A 25,186-nucleotide genomic window follows, 5' to 3' on the forward strand; every position below is an offset into this window, starting at 1 on the left:
TTACTAACAATCTGAGTAGTATATTTGTATTATAAATTTAATGAATACCAAGATGGATACTATTATAAAACTCGAAAAAATTGATCAGTACAATAAACTGAAAGGTATTGAAACACTGCATCCTTTAATCAGTGTTTTTGATAATACAGATACCGAAAACCTGCCTAATAATAGCCGTATCCACTTTGGTTTATATGCTATATTCTTAAAAGCCGGACACTGTGGAGAGTTAAGATATGGCCGCAACAATTATGATTATGATGAGGGAACTTTGGTTTTTGTTGCACCAGGGCAAGTTATAGAAGTTAACAATACCGATAATTACAAACCTACAGGATTGGCACTTCTTTTTCATCCAGATTTAATAAAAGGAACAACACTCGGAAAAAACATGAGTCAGTACTCCTTCTTTTCGTATGATTCGCACGAGGCGCTGCATTTGTCTTTAAAAGAACAACAAATTATAAAAGATTTATTTGGCAAATTAGAATATGAACTAGGACAGTCTATTGACAAACACAGTAAAAGTATCATAACCAATAATATTGAGTTGTTGTTGAATTACTGCGTCCGATTTTATGACAGACAGTTTGTAACCCGTGAGAACATCAATACTGATATTTTATCCAAATTTGAAAACTTATTAAATGATTATTTCGTTTCTGAAAAAGCACAAAATTCAGGACTTCCTTCTGTAGGCTACTTTGCAGATTGTTTGCATCTTTCTCCGAATTATTTTGGTGATTTAATCAAAAAAGAAACCGGAAAAACAGCTCAGGAACACATTCAATTGAAATTAATCGATTTGGCCAAAGAACGCATTTTTGACACTGAAAAATCGGTTAGTCAAATAGCCTTTGAACTAGGTTTTAAATATCCGCAACATTTTAATCGAATGTTTAAAAAGAATACCGGCTATACTCCTAATGAATACAGAAGTTTAAACTAGTTTTTTTATGAAAATAATTGCTACAAATTTGTAAAAAAAAGAATGCCGTCTCTATTGAAACGGCTTCTTTATAAAATTATATTTGTGAAATTTTTATTTAGAATAAGCTACAGCAACTTGTTTACTTGTACCTAAGCCTTCTATTCCTAATTCGATAACATCACCTGCTTTTACATAAATAGGATTTGGTTTAATTCCTAAACCAACTCCCGGAGGCGTTCCTGTACTGATAACATCACCTGGTAGCAAAGTCATAAACTGACTTAAATAATGTACTAAAAATGGAATTTTAAACACTAAGTTAGAAGTGTTACTGTTTTGGAATTTTTTACCATTAACAGACAACCACATTGGAAGATTGTTTACATCGGCAATTTCATCCTGAGTTGCTAAGTAGGGTCCAAGTGGCGCAAAAGTATCACAACCTTTACCTTTAGCCCATTGTCCTCCCATTTCAATTTGGAAAGCTCTTTCACTATAATCATTTAACAAGCAATAACCCGCTACATAATCTAAAGCTTCAGCTTCTTCAACATAACTTGCTTTTTTACCAATAACAAAAGCCAATTCTACTTCCCAGTCTGTTTTTTCACTTCCTTTTGGGATAATTACATTATCATTTGGCCCACACAAAGAAGTAGTCGATTTGAAGAAAATAATTGGTTCTGTTGGGATTGGTGCATTTGTTTCATGACAGTGATCCACATAATTCAAACCAATGCAAATAATTTTTGAAGGTCTGGCAACAGCTGAACCCAAACGAACATCAGCAGCAACTTCCGGAAAAGAAGTTCCGCTTTCGATAGCCGCTTTTAATTTTTCTAAGCCATTATTTTCAAAAAAAGATTCGTTATAATCAGTTACAATCGAAGAAACATCATATCTTTTTTCTCCCACTAAAATTCCTGGTTTTTCGCTGCCTTCTGCTCCAAAACGTATTAATTTCATTTCTTTATATTTTAATTTTTATTTTTTACTTCTAAAATTCTGAACTGCTAAGGTACTGAGCTTTTTGCAAAAAACCTTAGCGCCTTTTTAGTTATTCAATTTAATAAATCCTCCGTCAATAGGATAATCCGAACCTGTAATAAATCCAGCTTCCTCACTAGCTAAAAACAAAGCAAGTGTTGCAATTTCTTCCGGTTTACCCATTCTTCCTATAGGTTGTGATTTTGATAATTTATCGAATATTTCAGCCTCATTTCCAGGATAATTTTTAGCAATAAATCCATCCACAAATGGTGTATGAACACGTGCAGGAGAAATTGAATTACAACGGATATTCTCGTTGATATAATCTCTGGCAACTGACAATGTCATAGACATCACAGCACCTTTCGCCGTAGAATACGCAAAACGATCCGAAATCCCTACCCATGAAGCAATAGAAGCCATATTTACAATCGATCCACCTCCCGATTTACGGAATTGAGGAATTGAAGCGAACAAACAGTTGTAAACTCCTTTTACATTTACGTCCATAATTCGGTCAAAATCAGCTTCAGGAGTCGTATCCACTTTACCTACGTGAGCAATCCCGGCATTGTTAACCAAAATATGGATATTACCAATTTTTTCAAAAGTAGCTACCACCTCATCATGTTTAGCCACATTACAAGCATGAGCAAAAACTTTCCCTCCTTCGGCAGTAATTTCATCAACGGTAGATTGTGCACTTTCGGCTGTTAATTCTATAATATGAACCTCAGCTCCTTGCTTTGCAAATAACACAGAAATAGCTTTTCCAATTCCGCTTCCACCACCTGTTATGATTGCTTTTTTATCTTTTAATGAGAACATTTTAACGTAGTATTAAATTATTATAAATGATATTTTATTTTAAAAAGGACAAATTTATAAATAAATGCTTCGTTTTCAATTGATAAAATAGCACTAATTTGTTGTATTTTTTCAAATAAGAATTCAATTCCCTCACAACATCTAATCCAGTACCTTTTTATTTATCAATTGATTACGACATTTTTACATAGCAAAATATAAAAAAATAAAGGTACTGTGCCATAACCCTAAATAATAATTCGATTTTATCCTTATCTAATTATTATTTATCTTTGAAGCCTGATGAAACTAGAGAGAACTAAAATATCGTCTTACCTAAATAGCGCCATTTCTGTGCATGCCAGAGAGGAATCTTTCTTTCAGGCACCCTTTCATTCCCATCCCGAATTGGAACTGGTCTACGTAAAAGAAAGTTTTGGCAAAAGAATTATAGGCAATTCTGTTGATAATTTTGAATCTGGCGACATGGTTTTTCTGGGTTCCGATATTCCCCATGTTTGGTTAAACGATGAGATTTATTATCACAACATCAATAAGCTTAAAGCTAAAGCCATTGTAGTTTATTTTAACAAAGATATTTTCGGTCCTGCTTTTTACGAATTAAAAGAAGCTCAAAAAATCAACAGTCTTTTTGAAAAAGCAAAAAAAGGACTTTCCATTAAAGGAAAAACAAACAAACTCATCGCTGAAAAATTAGAACAACTCGTTATCAAACAGGATTTTGAAGTTATTATCGGACTTTTTGAAATTTTATCTGTTTTATCAGCTACCACTACTGATTTAGATTTCATAAACAGCGAAACCTATTCACCTACTAATGATTCTATTAAAAAAGACCGTCTTTCGGACGTTTACCAATACATCAAGGACAATTACAAAAAAGAAATTTCACTGGATGAAGTGGCTCAAATTGCCAATCTGACACCTACTTCTTTTTGCAGAATGTTCAAATCAAGAACCAAAAAGAATTTTATTGAGTACCTGAACGAAATACGCATTTCAAATGCCTGCAAACACCTTATAGAAACCGATATGAGTGTTTCGGAAATAGCTTATGAATGTGGATACAAAACCGTTTCTAATTTCAATAAACTATTCAAAAAAAACACGGGAAATACTCCTAAGGAATACAAAAACAAAATAGCCCGTTAATTAAAAGTATAAACGGCATTGAAACCTCCATAATAATTCACAGGATTTCCTGAGTAATAATAACGGGCCGGAGCAGTTCCAAAACCAACAGCATTAGGCAATACACTCGCAGCATATTTCTCATTCAATACATTTTGAACTCCTGCATTCATTTCCATTTTTAACTTTTTAAGAATATAAAAAACATAGCCGGCTTTTGCATCAAGAAGTTGGTATCCTTTTGTTTCCTTCAAATTGGCATCATCAAGATATCTTTTGCCTGTGTATCGATAAGAAGCAGTAAAACTCAAACCCATTGACGTCACTAAATCCAATCCGGCATTCAATTGCACATTAGGCACAGCCGGCAGTAATTTTCCTGAAAAATCAACGTCTCTGTCTACAAAATCTTTAAATTTAAAACGAGTAATTGTTCCCGAAAAATAAGGATTCAACTGAAGATTTGCATTAGCATCAATTTTATAATTTACTAAGAATTCCATTCCCTGATGCGAACTTTCACCTGCATTAATTCCCACATATTGATCTTCGGCAACCCTGCGTGCCACTAATAAATTCTTGATTTGCGTAGCATAAAAAATCAATTCCGTATAAAGTTTCCTTTCTAAAAAATTCCCTTTAAAACCTACTTCATAATTCACCCCTATTTCAGGTTTTAAATCGGTATTAATTTGTCCTTCGGCTGTTAATGTTTCGGCAACTACAGGAATAGAAAATCCTTTACTCAACGATGCGTAAATATTTTTACCATCGGCTATTTTATAAGACAAACCCAATCGAGGCGACCAAATGCTTTCAAAGCTGTAATTTTGCTTTGTTCCTGTTTGCGAAAAAATATCTGCCTGATCGTAATGAGTCGTATTGAATGCAATTCCGGATTCCAAATTGAGCTTTGTTGAAAGCTTGGTTTCCATTTGAAAAAAAGCATTCCAATAACGTCTGTTTTGTTTCATTTGAGCAAATCTATCACCTTGTAAACTTCCTTTTCCTGAATTGGATTGGTACAAATTTCTAAATAATGAGAATCCATAATTCTCTGTTATAAATTCAGTCCCAACACTGACAACATTAGGTAAAGTGAATAAAGAAGCCGAATAATTTACTTTGGAACGAAAACCTACTGATCTGGTTTTATCTTCCAATATATCAAAAGGCCGTGTTTCGTAAGCGTTTTTCAAATTAGTAAAAAGACTGCTATCCATAAACCAATTTTCAGAAAACTGATGTTCAAATCCCAAACCGGCTAACAATTTATCATAAGATTCATAGCCTTTAGCAGCGAGCCAAGTGGCAGCCGCTGATTTTGGATTGTTATTAAAAGCGTTCTCGCTTATCGAACTCGGAATAAATGCTTTTAATCGGGTGGCAATCCCAAAAAACGAAAGCGAACTTTTATTGGAAAACTGCTGTTTGCCAAACAAATTCAGGGTTTTTCGATTATAATTACTATTAGCTCTGTAACCTTGCTGTTCCAAATTACTATAATTAGCGAAAACAGTTGATTTTGAATCGTTATAACCCGTTGACAGAACTTGTTTCATCAACCCAAAACTTCCAAAAGTACTTCCTGATTTTGCAAAAGTAGTCGCCGCATTTAATTGCTTTGCCTTCAAACTGATGACACCTCCCAAACCGGCACCAAAACTGGTTGAATTAGGTCCTTTTATAATTTCGATTCCGCCCAAAGCTTCCAAATCGATATCTTCTAAAACAGTTTCTCCTTCAGCATCCGAAAGCGGAATTCCTTCAAAATAAGCCTTAATCCTACTGGTTCCGTATTGCGTTCTCGCTCCGATACCACGAATAGTAATTCGATTGGTATTCAGAGCGCCTTGCTGCATAAAAACACCCGGAATTTTGTTTAAAACAGGAGTCAGGATTACGCCGTCAGCCTGATTGATTTCTTTTTCGGTTATAATTGAAACGGCCGCAGCTGAATTTTGAATTGTATTACGAATAGGGGAACTTGTTAAAACTAATTCCGACAAAGAAACAGTGTCTTTTTTAACTTGCCCAAAAACGGAAACACCAAACAATAAAATCAATACAGAAATTGAGCAAGCGGACTTTTTTATATGAAACATTAACTTATCTTTTTATTACCAATCCAGTTTAATTAAAGCTACAGCTTGCCTTTTTAATTGCAATACAACATTTGCTTTTCCTGATTTTACGGCTATTTTTTTATTCGAAATTGACTCTAATTTTCCTGACTTTTCTAAAGTGGCAATTTGTTCTGAAGTTGGATTTTGAGGCGAACCCATTTTTTTCCAAACTTCATACGAATTACTATGATCCTGATCGATAATAAAAATTTTCAAATTGGCGTTTTTGACAGGAATATTGCTAAAAGTTACATCAACAGCTTCGGCAGCTCCCTGCTCATCTTTATCATGGTAATTCCAAACCATCACAGCCGTAGATTTTTTATCTGCACTGGCTAATACCCCAATATCGGATTGATTTTCACGAATGCTCTTTTCAAGCACCGTTTCTAAAGGATACATTCGGTTACTTACCGCTTCAATTCTATTCCCCTTCATCATTCCAAACATTCTAAACACATTCAAAACCGGTTTATCTACTCCGTTTGTTGCTAAATCCCTGAAACCATAAAACCAGGGTTGATTTTCAAATTCGAATGACCAGGAAACAGCTCCTAAAAAGTTAGCTTTGGTTTTATCCGCTAATAAATATTTACGAGCAAAGGAAGCAGCGGTATAACTGGAATACATGGTTCCGTTTCGGTACGCATTTTCAGGATTAGTTGCCATGCCACAAGCGGCACAACCCTCAGGATCTGATTCTCCAATGATAACAGGCAAATTCTTCGTCTCGGGATAAGAAGTCGCAATATTAAAACCTGCCTGAATATCCCTCAACTGTGGCGCCATATCCATGATAACTGTGCCATCCAATAATCTCGGGCGACCTTTAGCATGAAAAAGAATCGCTTCTAACGGACTACCTGTTTTTCCCGTGGCATAATTAGTTCCCGAAATACAATGTTTAATAAAATTATTAGTCCAACTCATAGCGCCTTTTCCTGAAGTCCCCGCAATATTCAAACCACCTATTTTAGCTGTTGGCAATGCTCTTTTCAATCCATCAGCTGCATAATCATATAGTTTAAAAAATTCTTCCTGTGTACCTTTCCAATAATGTCCGTTAGCTTCATTCCAAACTTCCCAATACCAACTCTCTACTTCTTTTTTACCATAACGCTCAACGGAATGTTTTACCCATTCGTAAACGAGATTACGCCATTTATCATAATCCTTTGGCGGATAAGCCCAACCCGTAATAATATCAGTATAAGGATCACCGGGTTTCCAGTAATGCCTGTACGGACTCGGATGCGTTGATAAAGCTTCGGGCATAAAACCTATTTGTGCCAAAGGCTTCATTCCTCTTTTTACATAAGTGTCGAAAATACTATCCACAATTTTCCAATTATACACCGGATTTCCATTAGCATCTTCGGTATAAGCATTAGTAGAACCCCATTTTAAAGCGGCAACACCATCCCCACTCACTAACAAACTATGCGTACGCACATAAACCGGAACAGGACTCAAAGCTGCTATTTCTGAAAGTAGCTTTTTACCATCTTTCATATAGGTATAATTAGGCTCATCATAGCCAAACCAAGCCCAAACGGGTTTCATTGGAGCGATTTCTTTTTTTAAATCAACTGTTATTAAAGCTTTTTTTTCCTGCTGTGCCTGAAGAGATACACACGAAAGAGAAAACACTGCCACTAAGAAGTAATTGGATAATTTCAGCATAGTTAAATTGGTTTTGGTAGAATAGAAAACTAAAATAGTACTTTTTAATTGAACTCTTAAAACATTTGAATATTAATCCATTACAAAATCAATTTCTTTAGATAAAAAACAAAAAAAACTCCGGATTACTCCGGAGTTCTATATTTCGAAAACAGAAAATTCTATTTTATCATTTCAATTTTTTGTACTTCTTCTTCGTTGATACTGTCAAAGAAACCTTGTTCGTTCATCCAGTCGTCACTGAAAACCTTACTCATATAACGAGAACCGTGATCCGGGAAAATAGCGATTACATTACTGTTTGCATCAAACTCTCCTTCTTCGGCATATTGTTTTATAGCTTGCAAAACTGCTCCTGAAGTATAACCTACAAACATTCCTTCTTTTCTGGTAATCTCTCTTGCGGAATGTGCACTTTCTTCATCTGTAACCTTCATAAATTTATCGATAACATCAAAATCAGTGGCCGATGGGATTAAATTTTTACCCAAACCTTCAATACGGTAAGGATAAATTTCGTCTGTATCAAACTCTCTTGTTTCGTGGTATTTTTTCAATACTGATCCAAAAGCGTCTACTCCCAGAACTTTAATATTAGGATTTTGCTCTTTTAAAAATTTAGCTGTTCCTGAGATTGTTCCTCCTGTTCCGCTACAGGCAACTAAGTGAGTAATTTTACCATTGGTTTGTTTCCAAATTTCCGGTCCGGTAGTATTGTAGTGGGCATCAATATTCAACTGGTTAAAGTACTGATTGATATAAACGGAACCTTTTGTTTCTTCGTGTAATCTCTTAGCGACACTGTAATAAGAACGCTCATCATCAGCCGAAACGTGTGCCGGACAAACATAAACCTTAGCCCCTAAACTGCGAAGCATGTCTATTTTATCTCTTGATGATTTTGAGCTTACCGCTAATATGCAATTATATCCTTTTATAATACTTACCATAGCCAGACTAAAACCGGTATTCCCGGATGTAGTTTCAATAATGGTGTCTCCAGGAGATAATATACCTTTTTTTTCTGCTTCTTCGATAATGTACAAAGCGATTCTATCTTTTGAGGAATGTCCCGGATTAAAAGCTTCTACCTTAGCATAGAAATTACCTTCTAAATGTTCGGTCACTTTGTTTATCTTGATAAGAGGGGTATTCCCTATCAATTCTAAAACATTATTATAAGCATTTATTTCTTCTTTCATAAAAAAATAGTTAATCAAGATTAAGTTTTATTTAACCTGGATACGCAGCAAATTTAACAAAAAAAAACTAATTAGATTTTAATTTTTTCCAAATCTAGTAAAAAACTGAATTCTTTCGCTAATTCTTTTAACGCTTCAAACCTCCCGGAAGCACCTCCGTGGCCTGCTTCCATGTTAGTATCTAAAAACAAAACATTGTCATCTGTTTTATACACTCTCAATTTTGCCACCCATTTAGCTGGTTCCCAATACTGTACCTGTGAATCATGTAATCCGGTAGAAACATACATATTAGGGTAATACTGTTTTTTAACATTATCATAAGGAGAATACGATCTCATGTATTGATAGTATTTTTTAACATTTGGATTTCCCCATTCGTCATACTCACCCGTTGTTAAAGGTATAGTATCATCCAGCATCGTAGTCATTACATCCACAAAAGGAACCTGAGCAATGACTCCGTTATACAATTCAGCTGCTTCATTGATAATCACCCCCATAAGCAATCCTCCTGCCGAACCACCTTCGGCATACAAATGTGCTGGGGAAGTATATTTTTGTTCGATTAGGTGTTTAGAACAATCAATAAAATCAGTGAACGTATTTTTTTTATGAAGCAATTTTCCGTCTTCATACCAATGTCTTCCTAAATCTTCTCCACCACGAATGTGTGCAATGGCATAAATAAATCCTCTGTCTAACAACGACAAACGCGTTGACGAAAAATAAGCATCCATAGAATGACCATAAGAGCCATAAGCATAAAGTAATAACGGATTTTTCCCGTCTTTATTGAGCTCTTTTCTGTAAACCATCGAAATAGGAATCTTCGTTCCGTCCTGAGCTGTTGCCCAAACACGTTCTTCGGTATAATTATTCTTATCGAATTTGCCTCCTAAAACCTCCTGCTCTTTCTTGATTTCTTTTTCTTTTGTACGCATATTGAAATCAATCACCGACGAAGGTGTTGCCATCGATTGATAGCAGTAACGCAGAATTTCGGTTTCAAAATCAACATTGGTAGACGTATAAGCCGTGTAAGTTTCGCTGCCAAAAGGCAAATAATATTCTTCTTTTCCGTCCCAAGTCATGATTCGAATTTTATTCAAACCTCCTTCACGCTCTTCAACAACCAAATAATTGGCAAAAATTTCAATATCTTCCAGTAAAACATCTTCGCGATGCCCAATAATTTCAACCCAATTTTCGACTGATGTCGTATCTTCATGGGTTTTCATCAGTTTGAAATTTTCGGCATCGTCCTTATTAGTCAAAATATAAAAACTGTCTTTATAGTGGTTGATGCTGTACTCTACGCCCCTTTTTCGCTTTTGAAAAATCTTGAATTTCCCATCCGGATTATCGGCATTTAAAATACGATATTCCGTTGTTAAAGTGCTCCCTGACTCAATGGCCAAATATTTTCTGGATTTCGATTTGGAAATATCAACATTAAAAGTATCGTCTTTTTCAAAATAAACCAGCACATCCTCTTCCTGTTTTGTTCCTAGTTTATGCTTGAAAATTTTATCCGAACGCAAGGTTTGTTCGTCCTGTTTCGAATAAAAAATCGTTTTATTATCATTAGCCCAAACTGCCGAACCCGTAACTTTTTCAATTTTATCTTCCAGAATTTCACCGGTTTCTAAATTTTTAACCTGAATGGTATAAATCCTTCTGCCAATAACGTCTGTACTAAATATTGCCAGCTTATTATCGGGACTGATACTCATTCCACCTAGCTTGAAATAAGCCTGCCCTTCGGCCAATACATTACAGTCAAAAAGAATTTCTTCTTTTGCCGTAAGACTTCCTTTTTTTCGGGAATAAATAGGATAATTTTTGGCAGTTTCAAATCTGGTGATGTAGTAATAACCGTTGTATAAATAAGGAACTGACTCATCATCTTCTTTAATTCTGGCTTTCATTTCCTCATACAATTCCGTTTGGAAATCCTGCGTATGAGCCGTCATCTGTTGGTAATACTCATTTTCTTTGTTGAGATAATCTATAACCTCCGGATTTTCGCGATCTTTTAACCAAAAATAATTATCGATTCGTACATCACCAAACTTTTCAAATTCGGTAGCTATAATTTTAGCAACAGGCGGTTGTAATTTTTCTATCATCTGGTAAATCTTCACATTTATGTAAAGCTCGCACAAAAATAGTCGAAACAAGCTCTTGTTCAAAAACGTTTTTCATCAATTTTAACATTGTAATAAATGTAAAAACAGTAATTTCGTGAACTATTAATTTAAAAAGAACAAATGGATTTAATGGGAATGATGGGGAAACTAAAAGAAACCCAAAATAAAATTGAAGCAACTAAAAAACGTTTGGACACTGTTCTTGTTGACGAACAAAGCACTGATGGTTTATTAAAAGTAACTATTACTGCCAACAGAAAAATAAAATCCATCACTATTGCCGATGAATTATTAGAAGACAAAGAACAACTGGAAGATTACATGATTTTAGTGCTTAACAAAGCTATTGAAAAAGCTACTAAAGTAAACGAAGCAGAACTGGATGCTGTGGCTAAAATGGATATGCCTATGATTCCGGGAATGGATAATCTGTTTAAATAATTATGAATTGTAAATTATGAATTATGAGTTTCTATCTTGTAAAAACTCATAATTCATAACTCATAATTTTACATTTTAGACAAAGTTTCAACCACATAAGTGTGCATCACTTCACGATAATCTAAATGGGTAACGATACGTAATTTTCGATCTCCAATAGTACTAATCGAGATGTTTTTCTGTTTGAGTTTTTCAATCAAAACGTCTTCACTGTATCCTGGTATCAAAGAAAAAATCAAGATATTCGTTTCAACCGGTTCAATAGCTTCAACCCATTCTTTTTTCTTCAGCACATTGGCTAATTCTTTCGCACGTCGATGATCTTCAGTCAATAATTTAATATTATTTTCCAAAGCATAAATGGCTCCCGCAGCCAAATAACCTGATTGACGCATAGCACCACCCAATACTTTTCTTATTCTCAAAGCACGCTGAATTGTCTTTTTATCACCCAATAAAACTGAACCTACAGGCGCTCCTAATCCTTTTGAAAAACAAACCGAAATAGTATCAAAAATTTTTCCGAAATCTTTTGGGTTTTGTCTTTTGGCTACCAAAGCATTCCAAATACGGGCACCATCCAAATGTAATTTCAAACCATTTTGATCACAAACAGCTTTAATTTTTTCCAATTCCTCCATTTCATAGCAAGCTCCTCCTCCTATATTGGTCGTGTTTTCTAAACATACTAGAGTAGTTAACGGACTGTGGAAAAAATTAGGTCTATTGATAGCCGCTGCCACTTGTTCAGCAGTAAGCATTCCCCTGTTTCCATCAATTAAACAGCAGGAAACGCCACTATTAAAAGAAACCCCTCCGGCTTCGTAATGGAAAATATGTGCATTTTTATCAGCAATTAATTGGTCTCCGGGTTGCGTATGCAGTTTTATAGCTGTTTGATTTGCCATAGTTCCCGATGGAAAAAACAAACCTGCTTCCATCCCAAAAATGGCAGCCACTCTTTCTTCCAGTTCAATAACCGTGGGATCTTCCTTGTAAACATCGTCACCCACATCAGCATTGAACATATATTGTAACATTTCGTAGGACGGCTTTGTTACCGTATCACTAACTAAATTTATTTGCATTTTTATATTTTTTATCCAGACCCAAATAACGGTAGTCCAACTTATTTTTTACTATTTTTGCGCAACAAAATTACATAATTTATGACAACTACCGAACAAATTAAAGGTATTGTGGAACGCCTTGGTGCGTTGAGGAGGTATCTTTGACGTTGATGCCAAACTTATCGAAATTTCTAACGAAGAAGAGAAAACCTTTGCTCCCGACTTTTGGAACAACGCCAAGGAAGCGGAACTTATTGTAAAAAATCTTCGAAACAAAAAAAAGTGGATTGAAGACTACGACAAGGCTGTTGCTTTGAATGATGAACTACAATTAGCTTACGAATTTTACAAAGAAGGAGAACTCACAGCCGAGGAATTAGACGAACAATACCAACTAACCGAACATCATATTGAGGGTATCGAATTTAAAAACATGCTTTCGGATGAAGGAGACACTCTAAGCGCTGTTTTGCAAATTACTGCCGGTGCTGGTGGAACCGAAAGTTGCGACTGGGCTTCGATGCTGATGCGTATGTACATGATGTGGGGCGAAAAATACGGTTTCAAAATAAAAGAACTGAATTATCAGGAAGGTGATGTTGCGGGAATCAAAACCGTAACTTTAGAATTTGAAGGCGATTATTCTTTTGGTTACCTCAAAGGCGAAAATGGCGTTCATCGTTTGGTACGTATTTCTCCGTTTGACAGTAATGCCAAACGACATACTTCATTTGCTTCCGTTTATGTATATCCGTTAGTGGATGACAGTATCGAAATTGACATTAATCCTGCCGATATCGAGATTACCACTTCGCGCTCCAGCGGTGCCGGAGGACAGAACGTTAATAAGGTGGAAACCAAAGTACAGCTGTATCACAAACCTACAGGAATCCAGATTCAGTGTTCCGAAACCCGCTCGCAGCAGGACAACAGACAACGTGCCATGCAAATGCTTCGTTCGCAATTGTACGAAATCGAACTGAAAAAGAAACAGGCACAGCGTGCCGATATTGAAGCCGGAAAAATGAAAATAGAATGGGGTTCGCAAATCCGAAATTACGTGATGCAACCTTATAAATTAGTCAAAGACGTGCGTACCGGTTATGAAACCAGTAACGTTGACGGCGTAATGAACGGCGAAATCGACGAATTCCTGAAAGCCTATCTAATGATGATGGGACAAAAGGAAGAGGAATAGTCTGAGATTGCAGATTTCAGAATGCAGAATTTAGATTTTTAATCGCTGTATTCTGAAATCTAAAGTCTATAATCTAAAATTAGAACAATGACCGAGTATTTCTTTGACCAACATTACCACAATATCCGCTACGGTCAAGAAACCCTCAACCTTAAAGAATTTGAATCTTGTACGTTTACCAATTGTAATTTTTCCGATTGCAATTTGATAGGTGTTACTTTTATCGATTGTCAATTTAACCACTGCGTTTTTAATACCGCTAAAATTAACCACACAGCATTTCGAACGACATATTTTAATAATTGCCAAATTAAAGAAGTCAATTTTGCCATGAGTGACAAACTCATTTTTGAAATACATTTTGACCATTGCTCCTTAGATTTTTCGAAGTTTTACGCCTTAAAACTCAAAGGCATCACTTTCAATAATTCCAGTCTGATAGCCGTAGATTTCATGGCTGCCGATTTAACAGGAGCACAATTCTACAACTGCGATTTATACCGTGCCGAATTTGAAAAAGCCATCGCCAATAAAGTTGATTTCAGCACCAGCCGCAACTACACCATAGACCCCACAAAAACCAAACTTAAAAAAGCACAATTCGCCCTCGAAGGCGTAAAAGGATTGCTTTATAAACATGAAATAATAGTTAAGTAATCTTTACAAAAGCCTCTATATTTTGTAAGAAAAATTATTTTACAAAACAATAAAGTAAGAATATTTTTAATATATTTGAGATGAAATCAAAAACTATAAACAAAATCTATTTTATTTCATGCCAGCATTAATTAGTAAGTACCGAATATTTTTAGCATCCCCCTCAGATTTAACAGAAGAAAGATTTGCACTTGATGAGGTTGTTTCAGAACTAAACTTAACTTATGGAAATCCAAACAATATAGTTATTGAATTATTGAAATGGGAAAAAAACTCAGCACCAGGAGCTAGCAGTATTGAAGTTCAATCTTTGATTAACAATGACATCCCTGAATATGATTTATTCATTGGACTACTTTGGTTAAGATTTGGAACACCAACAAAAAATTTTGGCTCAGGTACTGAAGAAGAGTTTGAAATTGCTTATTCAAAATTTTTAAATGAGCAAAATTCAGTTCAAATCTTATTTTATTTTAAAAATGCTCTCCCTAATTCTATAAATGACATTGACCCTGAGCAATTATCTAAAGTTAAAAAATTTAAAAAGTCTTTAGGAGAAAAAAGCATCCTTTTTTGGGACTTTGAACATAAAGAAGATTTATGCAGATTTTTAAGAACACATATTCCTACAAGAATTGAAAATTTACGTAAAACATCTAATTTAAAAACAATTAATCTTAAAGAAAAACCAAATATTAGCTCAATTATTATTGAAACGGAAGATGAATATGGAATTTTAGATTATCAAGAATTCATAGAAGAATCCTTGGAAAACTCCAACCAATCTTTATCAAAAATTAATGATGCAACCGAAGTTATTGGAAAAGAAATAAACAAAAAAGCCGAAGAAATCAATAGACTAGTTGCCAATAATCATAATCAACCAATTGGTGCTAAAGTTCAACGTAACATTTTCGTAAGGACTGCTAATATTGTTAATGATTATGCAAATAGAATTGAACCAGAAATTCCTATTTATATGTCAAATTTTGAGCGTGGAATAGATGCATTATCTAAACTCATTAACATATATAAATCTGATTTCGAAGACAAAAACAAGGAATTAAATGAAATAAAACTTCAACTAAAATCTCTTATAAACAACTTACCAGGTGCCATCGAAAACACAAAAGGATTCCTAGAAGCTTTAGAATCATGGCCGAGAATGTCAAAAGAGCTCAATAATTCACGTAAAAATGCAGCTGAAAAATTACGAGAATTAATTAGTAAAATAGAAACGAGTCACACAATAGCTGTTGAAGTTTACAAAAGCATTTAAAACAAAGTATAAACAAGAAAACATAAAACCAACAAAGTTGTGTTTTAAATAGCATTATTAAGTTTTCTGGAAAAATATTTAGCTAGGGCAAACGCCCTGTTTGTGCTACCCATAGATAGTTTCAAAATAACTTAAACCTTCTAACCATGAAAAAACTACTTATCCCTCTTGTATTCATTGTAATTGCTTGCTCTGCTAAGAAAAAAATAACCGCCAACGAAGATAAAGGTGTTGGAGACACACGAACTAAAGCAGTAGAACTTCTGGATAACAACACTTACTTACTAACCGAACAAAGTGATGATAAAACCTATGGCTTCGACAAATCGAATCCTATAAAAGTAGGTGGTGTAAAAACCAATGAAGGACCTGTCAACGAAAGAAGATTTCTAAATGCGTTATTTGGACCTGGAAATAAAAAAATGACTTATTTCAGAGCCGGAAGTTGCTGTCCTTTTAAAAGTCCGAATGGTTTTATCAACAACGTGGGAATGCTTGACAGATACCGAGTAACTGAAATTGGAAGTAAAGACACATTAGACATTTATATCAACATGTATGATACCGGCGATTTGAAAATCCCTGTTGGTTTGAAAGCAAAAGTGAAAAAATAATTTTCTTTATATCGAAAGAAAAAATCAACTCTCAAACATTATCAATCAATAATATTCAAAATGAAAAAAATTTTAATACTAACCATCCTTCTTATTTTTTCAAAATCATTTTCACAAAGTAAAAACTTCATCGATCAAGCCTATTTAGAAACTGAAGTAGAAGTTGACACATTGATTGTTCCAGACAAAATTTATTTGACTATAACATTGAACGAATCAGACACAAAAAATAAAAAATCGACAGAAGAACTTGAAAATTCAATGCATAAAGTATTAAAATCTTTAAATATTGATACTGAAAAAGATTTAAGCTTAGTTGACTTTAGCAGTGACCTAAAAAAATATTTATTCAGTAGTCAAAACATACTTAAAACAAAAATGTATTCCTTACTCCTTAGGGATGCTGTTACAGCCGGAAAAGTATTGGCTGAATTAGAAAAATCAGATATTTCAAATGTCTCAATTGAAAAAACAGAATATTCAAAAGCGGAACAACTTCTCCCTGAATTAAAAGCTAAAGCAATAATAAAAGCTAAAGAATCTGCTGAAAAAATGGTTAAACCTTTAAATCAAAAAATTGGAAAAGCAATTTACATTTCAGATTTAACTTTTTCAATTTCAAATCAACTTCAAGGAAAAGTAGCAGGTATACAAATTAGAGGAGCATCCAGTATTTATGGCGCTAGAGAAAGCGAACCTATTTTGATAGAATTTAATAAAATAAAATTTTCTTCAAAAGTAAGTGTTAAATTTATTCTAGATTGAAATAACAATTTATATCATTAAAACATGAAAACATTTTTAATTTTATCCTTGACGCTTTTATCATGCTTGTTTATAAATGCTCAGGAAATTACCGGACAATGGAATGGCGTTCTCAAAGTTCAGGGAATGCAGTTAAGACTCGTTTTTCATGTTACAAAAACAACTGACGGTTTTACGGCCACTATGGACAGTCCGGATCAAAAAGCTAATGGAATTCCTGTAACGAAAACTACTTTTGAAAACCCGAAGATAAAATTTGAAATTGCAGCTATTAATATGGAATACAATGGCGAATTAAAAAAGCAGGAAATCATTGGTGTTTTTACACAAAACGGTCAGCAATTTCCTTTAAACTTATCCCGAAATACAATAGAAAAAACAGCTTTAAAAAGACCTCAGGAACCTGCAAAACCCTTTCCTTATTACGAAGAGGAAGTGACTTTCTTAAATCCGAAAGCCAACATTTCTTTGGCTGGAACTTTAACATTACCTAAAAAAGAAGGTATTTATCCTGCTGTTATTTTGATTTCAGGAAGTGGTCCTCAAAACCGAAACGAAGAACTAATGGGACACAAACCTTTTTTAATTATTTCTGATTATTTAACGCGCAACGGAATTGCTGTTTTAAGATATGACGACAGAGGTTTTGGAAACTCAAAAGGTGATTTTAAATCGGCTACAACAGCTGATTTTGCAACTGATGTTGAAAGTGTTCTAGCCTATTTAAAAACCAGAAAAGAAATCAATCCAAAACAAATTGGCTTAATTGGTCACAGTGAAGGCGGCATCATTGCTCCGATAGTGGCTTCAAAATCCAAGGATGTCAATTTTATTATTCTGCTCGCCGGAACCGGAATTCCGGGAAATGAATTATTGCTGTTACAACAGGAAAAAATGGCAAAAGTTTCCGGTATGCCAGATGATGAAATACAAAAAGCATCAGCCTACAACAAAAAACTTTTTAATTTGATGTTGCATTCGACCGACATCGAAAAATTGAAATCGGATTTAAGAACTGAATTAACCGAAATAATAGACAATGATACTGCTGCCAAAATCCCTAACGGTATGACCAAAGAAAAATATATCGATGGACAACTAAACCAACTTACTTCTCTCTGGATGCTTTATTTTACAAAATTCAATCCCGCCACCGCATTGGAAAAAGTCAAATGTCCTGTATTAGCTCTTAATGGTGAAAAAGATGTACAGGTTCCTCCCAAAGAAAATTTGACTGCCATAAAAAATGCCTTAACCAAAGCCGGAAATAAAAAAGTCACAACGATAGAATTTCCCAAGCTAAATCATTTATTTCAGGAATGTAAAACAGGCTCACCTGAAGAATACGCAACTATCGAACAAACATTTGCTCCTGTTGTTTTAGACGAAATGCTACAATGGATAAAACTACAAATACATTAAGCTGTATGCGCTAGCTATTGACTATCTTATAACCAAAATTGACTACTTTTAGAAATCTGTCAATTTTCACATTATATACTAAAAATTGCAGACAATACTATTAACTCAAAATAACTATTAAAAATATTTTTATGCCTATCCTCTTAATCCTTTTACCTTCACTTTTTCAAATGATCTTCGGCCGTAAAGCAGTCGGAGAGGATATCAAACTGGGTTTTGGTGCCATCTGTTTAATTAGTTTTTTGAGTCAAATTGCGGTTTCGTTTATTGCTTTTTTCATAATGGCAAAAAAACTTCAAAATGACCATTTCGTTTGTGGCCTTCCATTACTTGGAATTGTTATGTGTTCGTTATTTTTTACATTATGTTTATTTATAATAATGATTATTCAGTATTTTATTAAAAGATCTTACGAAAGAAAATGAATTAAATCCAATCAATTTCTGTAAATCTGTGTAATCTGCGGTTAAAAAAAACGCAATTTTTCTTCCCTTAATTTTGGATTAAATTAACAACTGTACGACTTAAGAACTCAACATTTTTAAGTACTTTTGTGGCACTTTTAAAAAATGTAATCCTCTACTAATGGATAAAAAAATATACTCTTTTTTATTTTCTACCCGCTTAATGGCTTTTCTTTTTCTGGCTTTTGCAATAGCGATGGCAACAGGAACTTTCATCGAAAGTAAATACAATACAGATACCGCCCGAATTTGGGTCTACAACACCTGGTGGTTTGAAGGAATTATGGCTGTTTTTATGCTTAACTTCTTCGGGAATATCAAACGTTATCAGTTATTAAAAAAAGAAAAATGGGCTACTCTTCTACTCCATTTGGCGTTTATTTTAATTCTTTTAGGAGCTTTTATTACCCGCTACATCAGTTTTGAAGGTGTGATGCCTATTGATGAAGGCGCAACCGAAAGTCAGTTTTTTTCAGATAAAACATTCCTGACTGTTTTTGTAGATGGAGAATACAAAGGCGAAATGAAACGTCGCGTTTTTGAAAAACCGGTACTGCTTTCGCCTGTAACCAATAATGATTTTGCAGTTTCGGGAGAATTTGATAAAATACCTTTCGAAGTGAAATACAAAAACTTCATTATGGGGGCAAAGGAATACATCAAACCCGATGCTAACGGAACTTTGTACATGAAACTGGTCGAAGCCGGTTCGGGAGGTCGTGAGGAGCATTTCCTGAAAGAAGGCGAAGTTCAAAACATTCACAATGTGCTTTTTTCTTTAAACAAACATACCGATGGCGCCATTAACATCACTTTTGATGGTAAAAATTATACGATCGAAACCCCATTTGAAGGAAACTTTATGCGTATGGCAGATAAGTTGCAAGGCGCTGTCAGCAAAGACAAAGTACAACCATTGATGATGCGTTCTTTGTACAGCATTGGCGATATCCGAATTGTTTTCCCTGATCCGGCTACCAAAGGAGTTATTGATTACGAATCCAAAAACGACTTCAAAGCTAAGGAACACGAGGATGCTCTTGTTGTAACTGTTAATGCCGAAGGACAGCAAAAAGAAGTGACACTTTTAGGCTCAAAAGGAAAAGTGGGTGAACCAAAAACAGTGAAAATTGGCAATATCGAATACTCATTATTCTACGGAAGTAAAGCCTATATTTTGCCTTTCAAAATAAAATTAAACGATTTTATTGCTCAAAAATATCCTGGTACAGAGAAAAGTTATTCGTCTTTTGAAAGTCAGGTAACGGTTCTGGATTCTGCCCAAAAACCATTTGACGCCCGAATTTACATGAATCACGTTTTAGACCACAAAGGCTATCGTTTTTTCCAATCTTCTTTTAAACCGGATGAAAAAGGAACGGTTTTATCCGTAAATCACGATTTCTGGGGAACTTACATTACTTATACCGGATATTTTATTTTATTCTTTTCATTAATGGCGATTATGTTTACAAAACATTCCCGTTTTGCCGATTTGAAACGCAAATTGGAAGTAGTTAAAGAGAAAAAAGAAAAATTAATTACGATTCTGATTCTGTTCTTAAGTTTTAACGGTTTTGCGCAAATGCGCAATCATAATCACGACCATGAGCATGATCATGCAAACGAATCAAAATCTAAAACTCATCAAAGAGTAGCGCCCACAGAAAAGGAATTAGATTCTTTAATTAATAAATTCAAAGTATCCGAAAAACACGCGGCTCAGTTTGGAAGACTGATTATTCAGGATGCCGGAGGAAGAATGAAACCTATCAATACTTTTTCTTCTGAATTGCTGCGAAAAGTAAGTCATGCTAACGAATACAAAGGCTTAAATTCAGACCAGGTTTTCTTATCCATGTCTCAATATGGTCAGCTTTGGATCGAAGTTCCTTTGATTTACATCAAAAGCGGAAATGACAGTATCCGAAAAATTATTGGTATTGATGCTAAAGCCAAATACGCACCTTTCATTGCTTTTTTTGACGGAGAAGGGAATTACAAATTAGGTCCTTACTTAGATGCTGCTTATCAGGCTGCTAATCCGAATCAGTTTGAAAAAGATTTCGTAGAAACCGATAAGAAAGTAAATTTAATGGAATCAGCATTGAGCGGAACTATTTTGAAAATTTTCCCTATTCCAAATGACCCTAACAACAAATGGATTTCGCTAAACGAAGTTCAGAAATCAGGTTTAAAAGGCATGGATTCTACCTATACGGCCAGCGTTTTACCATTGTATTTTGGTTCTTTAAATAATGCTGCTATTAACGGAGAGTATAAAAATGCTGATGATTTATTAGAAAGTATTCACGGTTTCCAAAAGAAATTTGGAGCTAAAGTATTGCCTTCAGAAAGAAAAGTAGATTTAGAGATTTTATATAACAAATACGACGTATTCCAAAAATTACCTTATTGGTATTTGACAGCAGCAATTCTGATGCTTTTATTTACCATTATCAAAATATTTAAAGAAACAAAAACAGTAAATTATTTGGTTAACGGAATGCACATCATCATCGGATTGTTATTTGCATTGCATACCGCAGGATTAATTGCCCGTTGGTACATTTCAGGTCACGCACCTTGGAGTAATGCTTATGAGTCTATTGTTTATGTTTCCTGGGCTACGATGTTCTTTGGTTTGGCTTTCGACATTAAATCCAAATTGACTGTTGCATCTTCCGCTTTCGTAACAGCGATGATTTTAATGGCAGCTTACATGAACTGGATTGATCCGGAAATTGCCAACCTTCAGCCTGTATTAAATTCTTATTGGTTAATGATTCACGTAGCGGTTATTGTAGCGAGTTACGGACCATTTGCACTGGGAATGATTTTAGGTTTTGTTTCCTTGTTGTTAATCTTTTTTACCAACGATAAGAACAGAGCCAAAATGGATTTAAACATTAGTGAAATCACGTACATCAACGAAATGGCTTTGACCATTGGATTGATTATGCTGACTATTGGAAACTTCCTTGGCGGACAATGGGCTAATGAAAGCTGGGGACGTTATTGGGGTTGGGATCCTAAAGAAACCTGGGCATTAATCAGTATTATGATTTATGCTTTTGTAATTCACGCTCGTTTTGTACCTCATTTAAGAGGAAAATGGGTTTTCAACTTAATGAGTATGTTTGCTTTCGTTTCTATTTTGTTTACCTATTACGGAGTAAACTTCCACTTAGTAGGATTGCACTCTTACGCCAGCGGAGAAGCACATTCACTAAACTGGATTTACTATACTCTGGGATCGATTGCTTTAATTGGAGCATTAACTTATCCAAAATATAGAAAATACTACAAGAAATAATAAGGTTTAAAACACATACCTATAAAAAAATCCGTTCACTTTGAACATGCCCCAAAAAGTTAGACACTATTTGGGGCATTTTTTATGGAAAGAAAAGTTAAGTATGATTATGCATTTAAGTTAGAATGCGTAGAAATAATTTTAACAGCAAACATTTCTAAACTTTGCTGTTATAGTAGATTCGGCTACTTCATTTATTTTTTCAATTTTGAAGTTCCTTCCTCTAGCCATTTGTGAAAAGTAGCTACATCAGGCGTGTAACCTACAGGCTCTATAAGATTATTTTCTTCATGATCCATTAATACATAAAATGGCTGAGAATTGGCTTTGTATTTTAAAGTCTGTAATTCGCTCCATTTCTGACCAATATATTTCAACTTCTTACCCGGTTGTAATTTGGATTCTGTAATTTCATTTGCTTCTAATGGACGTTTGTCATCAACATATAACGAAATCAATACCACATCGTTTTTAAGAATTTTCAGAATTTCCGGTTTCGGCCAAACATTTTGCTCCATTTTTCTACAATTCACGCAGGCCCAACCTGTAAAATCAAGCATAACAGGCTTTCCTGTTTTTTTGGCATAAGCCAAACCTTTATCATAATCATTAAAAGCAATGATGTCGTGAGGTGCTAATAAATGAGCTCCTTCCGGTAATTCGGTTTCAGCAGTACTGCCTCCACCCGCTTTTGTATAACCTACTCCATAAGGTGATTCACTATATTCCTGTGGAGGTGGAAAAGCACTAATTAAGTTCAAAGGCGCTCCCCACAGTCCAGGAATCATATAAATCGTGAAGGATAAAACGATTAAACCTAACCCTAATCGCCCTACAGAAATATGCGTTAAAGGAGAATCGTGAGGCAATTGTATTTTTCCAAAAAGATAAAAGGCTAAAGTTCCAAATATTGCAATCCAAATTGCCAGAAATACTTCTCTCTCCAATAAATGCATTTGCAATACCAAATCAGCCTGAGATAAAAATTTAAAAGCCAATGCTAATTCTAAAAATCCTAACACCACTTTCACGGTATTTAGCCATCCTCCTGATTTTGGTAAAGAATTCAGCCAACCCGGGAAAGCCGCAAAAAAAGCAAATGGTAAGGCAATAGCGATTGAAAATCCTAACATTCCGATAATTGGTGCTAAACCTCCTTTAGAAGCTGCTTCTACTAATAAAGTTCCAACAATTGGTCCTGTACAGGAAAAAGAAACAATTGCCAAGGCTAATGCCATAAAAAAGATACCTGCCATACCTCCTCTGTCTGCCTGCGAATCGACTGTATTAGCCCAGGAATTGGGCAACACAATTTCAAAAGCACCCAAAAAGGATATTGCAAATACCACTAACAAAATAAAGAAAATGATATTAAACCAAACATTCGTAGCCAAAGCATTTAAAGCATCTGCCCCAAAAATAGCCGTTACAGCCGTTCCTAGAAGCACATAAATCAATATGATGGAAATTCCATAAACAATTGCATTTCTAATACCAACCGCTTTGTTTTTACTTTGTTTAGTAAAAAAACTCACTGTCATAGGGATCATAGGAAACACACATGGCGTTAACAATGCGGCGAAACCGGATAAAAAGGCAATAAAAAAAATAGACCAAATTCCTTGTTTTGAATCGGCATCTTTAGTTTTTATATCTTTAACTTCTGCAACTTTTTCAGCACCACCGGCAACTTTTTCTTTAACCGTAGTTGCTGCTGTAATATCAAAAGATAATTCAACTTCTTTTGCCGGTAAACCTTTCACAGCATTAGCTGCGACATATTCAACATAAGTTTGGATGGATGTTACTTTACCCGAAACTTCTATTCTTTGTTTAAAAACGGCTTCATTCTCAAAAGACGTCAATGCTAATTTAAAGAATGCATCTTCGTTTTTTTTCCCTCCTTCTTCTAAAGTATTTCCTATAATTTTAAAATTTCCGGCACTGTCATCATAGGTAAAAGTGGTAGCTGTAGGTCCTCCCTCAGGAACATCCTGCGAATAAATATGCCAACCGGAATCAATGGTAGCTTTTGATACCAAATCATATTCCGTAGCCGAAATCTTTTCTACCGATGTAGTCCATTTAACCGGATCAGGATTTTGAGTATGTCCCGCAGTTACTAAAAATAATCCTGCTAATACATAAAGGAACTTTTTCATTGATGTTTGCTATTTTATAGTGAATTCCAAATCTTGTTCGGTAGGTGGTAAACATCTACTGTTGTCACACACCATAAATTCAACTGTTCCTTTAATTTTTAATGGAGCTTTTCCTTTTAATTTGATTCGTTGTTTGAAATTAGCTTTGTTTTCAAAATACTTAATTTGCATTTCAAAAATCGGATCATGAACTGTATGTCCTTTTTCTTCTACAGTATTTCCTTTTTTAAGATATTTTGAGTTACCTGTAAAAACAAACTTTGTTGGTTGCGGTCCGTTTTCCGGTATATTTTGCGAATACAAATGCCAGCCCGGTTTAATGGTTGCTGTAGCCACTAATTCATATTCAGTAGCCGAAATTTTAGTAACTGATGTAGACCATTTTACAGGTTTTAACACCTGAGCTTGCCCAATAAAGGCAATCATAAGAGCAAAAAATAATAGTATTTTTTTCATTTGTTATAATTAAGATTGTTTGTTTTTAATTTAATTCTTTTTAGGATATCCAATTTTGCTAGAATCTATCCATTAATAATGCCATTTACAGTTTTTGACCATTCTTTTTTTCTATAGTAATTCATTTGACCATTTTGACAACTGAAACCAATAAAAAAACAGTTAAAAGTTAAATCATCTATTAAAAATGGTACTTCAAAAAGCAATATTCGATTGACAGAAACCAGACAAATAGTATCATTGCTCAAAAATAAGCTTTTTTAAAATATTTTACCACAGAGCACAAAACCTAAAAGAT

At 34.6% G+C, this 25,186-nt stretch carries 19 protein-coding genes; 10 read left to right on the top strand and 9 right to left on the bottom strand.

Annotation, left to right across the window (positions count from 1 at the left end; genetic code table 11):
• Positions 1 to 52 precede the first annotated feature (52 nt).
• Positions 53 to 949 carry a helix-turn-helix domain-containing protein gene (locus tag BLR17_RS09110; protein WP_066329808.1) on the top strand — a complete coding sequence of 299 codons (897 nt, stop codon included), beginning with the start codon at positions 53 to 55 and terminating at the stop codon, positions 947 to 949.
• 93 nt (positions 950 to 1,042) lie between these two features.
• On the opposite strand, the gene BLR17_RS09115 is transcribed toward BLR17_RS09110, so the two are convergent.
• Together BLR17_RS09115 and BLR17_RS09120 are read right to left on the bottom strand one after the other, a co-directional pair.
• Positions 1,043 to 1,897 (bottom strand): fumarylacetoacetate hydrolase family protein, encoded by an 855-nt coding sequence (locus tag BLR17_RS09115; protein ID WP_066329806.1) that lies wholly within the window; start codon positions 1,895 to 1,897, stop codon positions 1,043 to 1,045.
• 87 nt (positions 1,898 to 1,984) lie between these two features.
• Complete coding sequence (locus BLR17_RS09120) at positions 1,985 to 2,749, bottom strand: SDR family NAD(P)-dependent oxidoreductase (protein WP_066329803.1); 765 nt, start codon at positions 2,747 to 2,749, stop codon at positions 1,985 to 1,987.
• 282 nt (positions 2,750 to 3,031) lie between these two features.
• On the opposite strand from BLR17_RS09120, the gene BLR17_RS09125 reads away from it, so the two are divergent.
• The gene (locus BLR17_RS09125; protein WP_066329802.1) at positions 3,032 to 3,901 is read left to right on the top strand and encodes an AraC family transcriptional regulator; all 870 of its coding nucleotides are present in this window, start codon (positions 3,032 to 3,034) and stop codon (positions 3,899 to 3,901) included.
• Here the strand turns inward: BLR17_RS09125 and BLR17_RS09130 are convergent.
• The 4 genes from BLR17_RS09130 to BLR17_RS09145 form a co-directional block, all read right to left on the bottom strand.
• On the bottom strand, positions 3,898 to 5,985 hold the full coding sequence (locus BLR17_RS09130) for a TonB-dependent receptor (RefSeq protein ID WP_066329801.1): 2,088 nt from the start codon (positions 5,983 to 5,985) through the stop codon (positions 3,898 to 3,900). The genes BLR17_RS09125 and BLR17_RS09130 overlap by 4 nt on opposite strands.
• A 15-nt stretch (positions 5,986 to 6,000) precedes the next feature.
• The gene (locus tag BLR17_RS09135; RefSeq protein WP_066329800.1) at positions 6,001 to 7,689 is read right to left on the bottom strand and encodes a GH39 family glycosyl hydrolase; all 1,689 of its coding nucleotides are present in this window, start codon (positions 7,687 to 7,689) and stop codon (positions 6,001 to 6,003) included.
• Positions 7,690 to 7,850: 161 nt separating this feature from the next.
• The gene (locus BLR17_RS09140; RefSeq protein ID WP_066329799.1) at positions 7,851 to 8,891 is read right to left on the bottom strand and encodes a cysteate synthase; all 1,041 of its coding nucleotides are present in this window, start codon (positions 8,889 to 8,891) and stop codon (positions 7,851 to 7,853) included.
• A gap of 71 nt (positions 8,892 to 8,962) precedes the next feature.
• Complete coding sequence (locus BLR17_RS09145; protein WP_083189558.1) at positions 8,963 to 11,023, bottom strand: S9 family peptidase; 2,061 nt, start codon at positions 11,021 to 11,023, stop codon at positions 8,963 to 8,965.
• A 141-nt stretch (positions 11,024 to 11,164) separates the two neighbouring features.
• On the opposite strand from BLR17_RS09145, the gene BLR17_RS09150 reads away from it, so the two are divergent.
• Positions 11,165 to 11,485: a YbaB/EbfC family nucleoid-associated protein gene (locus BLR17_RS09150; RefSeq protein WP_066329795.1), complete on the top strand. Its 321-nt coding sequence runs from the start codon at positions 11,165 to 11,167 to the stop codon at positions 11,483 to 11,485.
• A gap of 68 nt (positions 11,486 to 11,553) precedes the next feature.
• Here the strand turns inward: BLR17_RS09150 and BLR17_RS09155 are convergent, their stop codons facing one another.
• Positions 11,554 to 12,573: a threonine aldolase family protein gene (locus tag BLR17_RS09155; protein ID WP_066329794.1), complete on the bottom strand. Its 1,020-nt coding sequence runs from the start codon at positions 12,571 to 12,573 to the stop codon at positions 11,554 to 11,556.
• 81 nt (positions 12,574 to 12,654) lie between these two features.
• On the opposite strand from BLR17_RS09155, the gene prfB reads away from it, so the two are divergent.
• The 7 genes from prfB to ccsA all read left to right on the top strand — a co-directional run bounded on the left by prfB (position 12,655) and on the right by ccsA (position 22,270).
• Positions 12,655 to 13,753, top strand: a protein-coding gene (prfB, locus tag BLR17_RS09160) for a peptide chain release factor 2 (protein ID WP_139068405.1) whose coding sequence is annotated in 2 segments (ribosomal slippage) — positions 12,655 to 12,717 and positions 12,719 to 13,753 — 1,098 coding nt in all. Because the reading frame shifts where the segments join, the coding sequence is not laid out codon by codon here.
• 87 nt (positions 13,754 to 13,840) lie between these two features.
• The gene (locus BLR17_RS09165; protein WP_066329792.1) at positions 13,841 to 14,410 is read left to right on the top strand and encodes a pentapeptide repeat-containing protein; all 570 of its coding nucleotides are present in this window, start codon (positions 13,841 to 13,843) and stop codon (positions 14,408 to 14,410) included.
• Between the two features lie 118 nt (positions 14,411 to 14,528).
• Positions 14,529 to 15,689, top strand: coding sequence for a DUF4062 domain-containing protein (locus tag BLR17_RS09170; protein ID WP_066329788.1), 1,161 nt, complete (start codon positions 14,529 to 14,531; stop codon positions 15,687 to 15,689).
• A 146-nt stretch (positions 15,690 to 15,835) separates the two neighbouring features.
• Positions 15,836 to 16,303, top strand: coding sequence for a hypothetical protein (locus BLR17_RS09175; RefSeq protein ID WP_066329787.1), 468 nt, complete (start codon positions 15,836 to 15,838; stop codon positions 16,301 to 16,303).
• A gap of 60 nt (positions 16,304 to 16,363) precedes the next feature.
• Positions 16,364 to 17,068: an SIMPL domain-containing protein gene (locus BLR17_RS09180; RefSeq protein WP_066329785.1), complete on the top strand. Its 705-nt coding sequence runs from the start codon at positions 16,364 to 16,366 to the stop codon at positions 17,066 to 17,068.
• Between the two features lie 24 nt (positions 17,069 to 17,092).
• Positions 17,093 to 18,490, top strand: coding sequence for an alpha/beta hydrolase family protein (locus BLR17_RS09185; RefSeq protein ID WP_066329784.1), 1,398 nt, complete (start codon positions 17,093 to 17,095; stop codon positions 18,488 to 18,490).
• Positions 18,491 to 19,075: 585 nt separating this feature from the next.
• Positions 19,076 to 22,270 (top strand): cytochrome c biogenesis protein, encoded by a 3,195-nt coding sequence (gene ccsA, locus BLR17_RS09195; RefSeq protein WP_066329782.1) that lies wholly within the window; start codon positions 19,076 to 19,078, stop codon positions 22,268 to 22,270.
• A 194-nt stretch (positions 22,271 to 22,464) separates the two neighbouring features.
• Here ccsA and BLR17_RS09200 read toward each other — a convergent pair whose 3' ends face one another.
• Together BLR17_RS09200 and BLR17_RS09205 are read right to left on the bottom strand one after the other, a co-directional pair.
• Positions 22,465 to 24,432, bottom strand: a complete 1,968-nt coding sequence (locus BLR17_RS09200) for a protein-disulfide reductase DsbD family protein (protein ID WP_066329780.1) — start codon at positions 24,430 to 24,432, stop codon at positions 22,465 to 22,467.
• Between the two features lie 9 nt (positions 24,433 to 24,441).
• Complete coding sequence (locus BLR17_RS09205) at positions 24,442 to 24,888, bottom strand: protein-disulfide reductase DsbD domain-containing protein (RefSeq protein ID WP_066329779.1); 447 nt, start codon at positions 24,886 to 24,888, stop codon at positions 24,442 to 24,444.
• Positions 24,889 to 25,186: the final 298 nt, after the last annotated feature.

It is taken from the genome of Flavobacterium glycines, from assembly GCF_900100165.1.
GTDB classification, from domain to species: Bacteria; Bacteroidota; Bacteroidia; order Flavobacteriales; family Flavobacteriaceae; genus Flavobacterium; species Flavobacterium glycines.

Bases quoted from the DNA above. Each gene is read 5' to 3' on its own strand.
- BLR17_RS09125 (WP_066329802.1), top strand. From the start codon at position 3,032: ATGAAACTAGAGAGAACTAAAATATCGTCTTACCTAAATAGCGCCATT.
- BLR17_RS09150 (WP_066329795.1), top strand. From the start codon at position 11,165: ATGGATTTAATGGGAATGATGGGGAAACTAAAAGAAACCCAAAATAAA.
- BLR17_RS09145 (WP_083189558.1), bottom strand. From the start codon at position 11,023: ATGATAGAAAAATTACAACCGCCTGTTGCTAAAATTATAGCTACCGAA.
- BLR17_RS09115 (WP_066329806.1), bottom strand. From the start codon at position 1,897: ATGAAATTAATACGTTTTGGAGCAGAAGGCAGCGAAAAACCAGGAATT.
- BLR17_RS09165 (WP_066329792.1), top strand. From the start codon at position 13,841: ATGACCGAGTATTTCTTTGACCAACATTACCACAATATCCGCTACGGT.
- BLR17_RS09200 (WP_066329780.1), bottom strand. From the start codon at position 24,432: ATGAAAAAGTTCCTTTATGTATTAGCAGGATTATTTTTAGTAACTGCG.
- BLR17_RS09120 (WP_066329803.1), bottom strand. From the start codon at position 2,749: ATGTTCTCATTAAAAGATAAAAAAGCAATCATAACAGGTGGTGGAAGC.
- BLR17_RS09135 (WP_066329800.1), bottom strand. From the start codon at position 7,689: ATGCTGAAATTATCCAATTACTTCTTAGTGGCAGTGTTTTCTCTTTCG.
- BLR17_RS09185 (WP_066329784.1), top strand. From the start codon at position 17,093: ATGAAAACATTTTTAATTTTATCCTTGACGCTTTTATCATGCTTGTTT.
- BLR17_RS09205 (WP_066329779.1), bottom strand. From the start codon at position 24,888: ATGAAAAAAATACTATTATTTTTTGCTCTTATGATTGCCTTTATTGGG.
- BLR17_RS09155 (WP_066329794.1), bottom strand. From the start codon at position 12,573: ATGCAAATAAATTTAGTTAGTGATACGGTAACAAAGCCGTCCTACGAA.
- BLR17_RS09140 (WP_066329799.1), bottom strand. From the start codon at position 8,891: ATGAAAGAAGAAATAAATGCTTATAATAATGTTTTAGAATTGATAGGG.
- BLR17_RS09110 (WP_066329808.1), top strand. From the start codon at position 53: ATGGATACTATTATAAAACTCGAAAAAATTGATCAGTACAATAAACTG.
- ccsA (WP_066329782.1), top strand. From the start codon at position 19,076: ATGGATAAAAAAATATACTCTTTTTTATTTTCTACCCGCTTAATGGCT.
- BLR17_RS09130 (WP_066329801.1), bottom strand. From the start codon at position 5,985: ATGTTTCATATAAAAAAGTCCGCTTGCTCAATTTCTGTATTGATTTTA.
- BLR17_RS09170 (WP_066329788.1), top strand. From the start codon at position 14,529: ATGCCAGCATTAATTAGTAAGTACCGAATATTTTTAGCATCCCCCTCA.
- BLR17_RS09180 (WP_066329785.1), top strand. From the start codon at position 16,364: ATGAAAAAAATTTTAATACTAACCATCCTTCTTATTTTTTCAAAATCA.
- BLR17_RS09175 (WP_066329787.1), top strand. From the start codon at position 15,836: ATGAAAAAACTACTTATCCCTCTTGTATTCATTGTAATTGCTTGCTCT.